Source organism: Streptococcus sp. CL8.13 (assembly GCF_049737895.1).
This window is the reverse complement of sequence record NZ_JBKOTT010000071.1, coordinates 1-4,827: the sequence shown is the minus strand read 5'-3', so window position 1 is coordinate 4,827 and position 4,827 is coordinate 1. Positions and strand designations below refer to the sequence as shown.

Annotated in this window: 5 protein-coding genes; 4 read left to right on the top strand and 1 reads right to left on the bottom strand. The window is 40.1% G+C overall.

Annotated features, from left to right (window positions below):
• Both ACLNCN_RS03365 and ACLNCN_RS03360 read left to right on the top strand, forming a co-directional pair.
• Positions 1-569 (top strand): serine hydrolase domain-containing protein (locus tag ACLNCN_RS03365; protein WP_424844616.1); only part of this gene is annotated, 569 nt, incomplete at its 5' end.
• A gap of 8 nt (positions 570-577) precedes the next feature.
• Positions 578-1,474: a DMT family transporter gene (locus ACLNCN_RS03360; RefSeq protein WP_150922337.1), complete on the top strand. Its 897-nt coding sequence runs from the start codon at positions 578-580 to the stop codon at positions 1,472-1,474.
• A gap of 42 nt (positions 1,475-1,516) precedes the next feature.
• Here ACLNCN_RS03360 and ACLNCN_RS03355 read toward each other — a convergent pair whose 3' ends face one another.
• Entirely contained in the window at positions 1,517-2,215 is a 699-nt protein-coding gene (locus ACLNCN_RS03355; protein ID WP_150922444.1) for a GntR family transcriptional regulator, read from the bottom strand.
• Between the two features lie 141 nt (positions 2,216-2,356).
• Between ACLNCN_RS03355 and guaA the strand changes: the two genes are divergently transcribed.
• Together guaA and ACLNCN_RS03345 are read left to right on the top strand one after the other, a co-directional pair.
• Positions 2,357-3,919, top strand: a complete 1,563-nt coding sequence (gene guaA, locus ACLNCN_RS03350; protein ID WP_084929606.1) for a glutamine-hydrolyzing GMP synthase — start codon at positions 2,357-2,359, stop codon at positions 3,917-3,919.
• 541 nt (positions 3,920-4,460) lie between these two features.
• A partial coding sequence (locus ACLNCN_RS03345) for a YSIRK-type signal peptide-containing protein (RefSeq protein ID WP_424844615.1) occupies positions 4,461-4,827 on the top strand: 367 nt, incomplete at its 3' end.

Sequence of the window (4,827 nt, the reverse complement as noted above, 5' to 3'; positions counted from 1 at the left end):
TAAAGGACGCGATGTTTCATCTCAACAGACGAAGTCAGTCAGCCTTTCTTTATTCGGATGTCCATTTTTTGCTGTTAGGTTTTATCTTGGAAAGAATCTTTAATCAAGACTTGGATGTGATTTTACAAGAACAAGTGTGGAATCCTTGGAGAATGACGGAAACCCAGTTTGGTCCTGTTGAACTTGCTGTTCCAACAGTTAGAGGTGTAGAGGCAGGTCTGGTACATGATCCCAAGGCTCGCCTCCTAGGCAGACATGCTGGTAGTGCTGGTTTGTTTTCGACTGTAAAGGATTTACAAATTTTTTTAGAACACTATTTAGCAGATGATTTTGCAAGAGATTTGAGTCAAAATTTTTCTACTTTGGATGACAAGGAACGTTCTTTAGCATGGAATTTGGAAGGAGATTGGCTAGACCATACGGGCTATACAGGTACCTTTATCATGTGGAATCGTCAGAAGCAAGAAGCGGTCATTTTCCTATCGAATCGTACCTATGAAAAGGATGAGAGAGCTCAATGGATTATAGACCGCAATCAAGTGATGGACTTGATTCGCAAAGAAGAGTAAGGAGAGACATGTCAAACAGTTTAAAAGGGACTCTATTAACAGTTGTGGCTGGGATTGCTTGGGGCTTGTCAGGAACGAGTGGCCAATACCTGATGGCACATGGAATTTCGTCTCTGGTTTTAACTAACTTACGACTTTTAATCGCCGGTGGGATTCTCATGGTCTTGGCTTATGCTACTGCAAAGGATAGAATGCTGGCCTTTTTAAAGGATAGAAAGAGTTTGCTGTCTCTTCTTATTTTTGCTCTAATTGGTCTCTTCCTCAACCAATTCGCCTATCTAACTGCTATTCAGGAGACCAATGCAGGAACCGCGACGGTGCTTCAGTATGTTTGTCCTGTCGGGATTTTGATTTATAGCTGTATCAAAGATAAGGTGGCACCGACACTGGGAGAGATTATTTCAATCATATTAGCTATTGGAGGGACCTTCCTGATTGCAACTCATGGGCAATTGGACCAGTTATCCATGACACCTGCAGGCCTGTTCTGGGGTCTCTTTTCTGCTCTGACTTACGCACTTTATATCATTTTGCCCATATCCTTGATTAAGAAGTGGGGGAGCAGTTTGGTCATTGGTGTGGGAATGGTCATAGCAGGTTTGGTCGCCCTTCCTTTTACAGGATTTCTACAGACTGTTATCCCAACTAGTCTTGATTTTCTCCTCGCTTTTGCGGGCATTATTCTTATCGGGACTGTCTTTGCCTATACAGCCTTCTTAAAGGGAGCCAGTTTGATTGGACCGGTTAAGTCAAGTTTGTTGGCTTCAATTGAACCAATCTCGGCGGTTTTCTTTGCCTTCCTAATTATGAATGAACAATTTTATCCTATTGATTTTCTTGGTATGGCAATGATTTTAATTGCAGTCACTTTGATTTCGTTGAAAGATTTATTGTTAGAGAAATAAAAAAGACTCTTTGTCCGTGACAGAGAGTTTTTGCCTAGTAATCTAATTATTCTCAAGATAAAATTCAAAACGTTCGCCTACATATTGACTTTTTACATATTCAAAAGCAGTACCATCTTCTAGGTAGGAAACCTGAGTCAGCCCAAGAATAGCATGTCCTTTTTCAACTTCCAAATAGTGGGCAATTTTTTCCTTAGCGAGACGAGCATAAATAGTCTGCTGTGATTTGCCAATACGGTAGCCGTGTTTTTGTAGAGTCTGGAAGAAATGACTAGTGATTTCTTCTTTTTTAAAGTCCTTAATGAATTTTTCAGGAATAGAAGCAACTTCATAAACCAGAGGAACTTGGTCGGCATAGCGAACACGTTCCATTCGGATAATATTTTCGGTAGGAGAAATTCCTAGTTTAGCAACTTCCTGCTCATTGGGAATGGTTTTTCTGTAGGAAATGAGCTGGCTAGAGGGTGCTTTACCTTGGGATTTAACAATTTCAGTAAAACTGGTTGTTCCTCGCATCTTTTCTTGTACACGTGTACTGGATACAAAGGTGCCACTTCCTACACGGCGCTCTAAGACGCCTTCTTCGACTAATAGAGATACGGCTTGGCGGAGGGTCATGCGACTGACCGCAAACTGCTCTGCTAAATCTCTTTCACTGGGAAGTCTCTCACCAATGGCCCAACGATGTTCGTCAATATCCTTTTTTATCTGATCATGGATTTTCATATAAGCGGGTAGCATATTTTTCACTTCATTTCTATCTTTTCTCTATTGTACCCCAATAAACTAGAAAAAGTCAAACTTCGCCTTGTTTAGTTGGTAATTCGCCCTTATTTGTGATAGAATATTGAAAAAAGATATTTCTTTTGAGAAAGGAAAAAGATGAGCAACATTTCAACTGATTTGCAAGATGTAGAAAAAATCATCGTATTGGACTATGGTAGCCAATACAACCAGCTGATTTCACGCCGTATCCGTGAGATTGGTGTTTTTTCAGAACTAAAAAGCCATAAAATTTCAGCTGCTGAAGTTCGTGAAATCAATCCTGTAGGAATCATCCTTTCAGGTGGTCCAAACTCTGTATATGAAGATGGTTCATTCGATATTGACCCAGAAATCTTCGAACTCGGAATTCCTATTTTGGGAATTTGTTACGGTATGCAGTTATTGACCCATAAACTTGGAGGAAAAGTTGTTCCTGCAGGTGACGCTGGGAATCGTGAATACGGTCAATCAACCCTAACTCACACACCATCAGCTCTTTTTGAATCAACACCAGACGAGCAGACTGTTTTGATGAGCCATGGTGATGCGGTTACTGAGATTCCTGCTGACTTTGTTCGTACAGGTACATCAGCTGACTGCCCATACGCAGCCATCGAAAACTCAGATAAACACATTTATGGTATCCAATTCCACCCAGAAGTTCGTCATTCTGTGTACGGAAATGATATCCTTCGTAACTTTGCTCTTAACATCTGTAAAGCTAAAGGCGACTGGTCAATGGATAACTTCATTGATATGCAGATCCAAAAAATTCGTGAAACCGTCGGTGATAAACGTGTCCTTCTCGGTCTATCAGGTGGTGTTGACTCTTCAGTTGTTGGAGTTCTTCTCCAAAAGGCTATTGGCAATCAATTGATCTGTATCTTCGTAGACCACGGTCTTCTTCGTAAAGGAGAAGCGGACCAAGTTATGGAAATGCTTGGTGGTAAGTTTGGGTTGAATATCGTCAAAGCAGACGCTGCTAAACGTTTCCTTGATAAACTTGCAGGAGTTTCTGACCCTGAACAAAAACGTAAAATCATCGGTAACGAGTTTGTTTATGTCTTTGATGACGAAGCAAGCAAGCTCAAAGATGTGAAATTCCTTGCTCAAGGTACCTTATATACAGACGTTATCGAGTCTGGTACAGATACAGCTCAAACTATCAAGTCACACCACAACGTGGGTGGTCTTCCAGAAGACATGCAGTTTGAATTGATTGAACCACTCAACACTCTCTATAAAGACGAAGTTCGTGCCCTTGGTACAGAGCTTGGTATGCCAGACCATATCGTATGGCGCCAACCATTCCCAGGACCAGGACTTGCTATCCGTGTTATGGGTGAAATCACTGAAGAAAAGCTAGAAACAGTTCGTGAATCAGACGCTATTCTTCGTGAGGAAATTGCTAAAGCTGGCCTTGACCGCGATATCTGGCAATACTTCACAGTTAACACAGGTGTTCGTTCAGTCGGTGTTATGGGTGACGGTCGTACATATGACTACACGATTGCAATCCGTGCGATCACCTCTATCGATGGTATGACTGCTGATTTTGCCAAAATTCCATGGGAAGTGCTTCAAAAAATCTCAGTACGTATCGTAAACGAAGTGGATCACGTTAACCGTATCGTCTACGATATTACAAGTAAACCACCTGCAACCGTTGAGTGGGAATAATATATAAGAGTAACTTAGGCTAAGAATCCTTGATGTAACAGCATTAAGATAATAAAACTCCATAAAATCTGTAGTGGCTAAGATCCATTTCAGATTTTATGGAGTCTTTTTGTTTGCTATCAAGCGTGAAATGAAGTTGCTACTCAGTAAATGGAAAATAGCAGAACTTTCACCCTACAATAATTGTGAAGTGGACTTTGTCTATCTCTGAGTCTAGAAATTGAAATTTGTACTAAAAATGTTATATTTCACAAAAAACTCCCAATATTTCATGGGGGGGGGGTAAATATGCGTATAGCGAGAACAAACACTTAATGAAATGAATAGTTATTAATTTTGCGTATTTTATTTTGTGATAAATTTATTATTAGTGGTTATTTCTACTTTTGCTGTGAAAGAAAACAGTGGATATCTGTTGATTTTTATTTAGAAAGTATTAAAATAGTAAAATAGGCAATAATATACACAATTGCTTATGATTTAGTATATGTTTATTATTGTTTGATAAAAGAACTCAAAAAAATAATAAGGGAGAATAGAAGTGAAATTCGAAAAACGTCAAAAGTTTGCCATTAGAAAATTCAGTGTCGGTGTGGCATCTGTTTTGATTGGGCAATTCTTTATTGGTGCTGTAGCCAATGCGCCAGTCGTACGCGCCAGTGAAGTGATAGGTGTCCATACGGAAAAGCAAAAGGACCCAGATGCTGAAGTAGCTCAACCCAAGGTAGAAGCAGCTACTGTAGACACTGATAAAAATCAAGTTGTTCCTAGACCTGAGTCAGATCAGTCGGCAGAAAAACCAGTTGTAACTCAACCGTCAGTTGAAGCAAGCATTTCAAATTCAGAAAAAGCAGTTTCTACAGAAAAGGATCCAAAAGCCCAGCCAGAAATGCTGTCAAAAGAAGTGG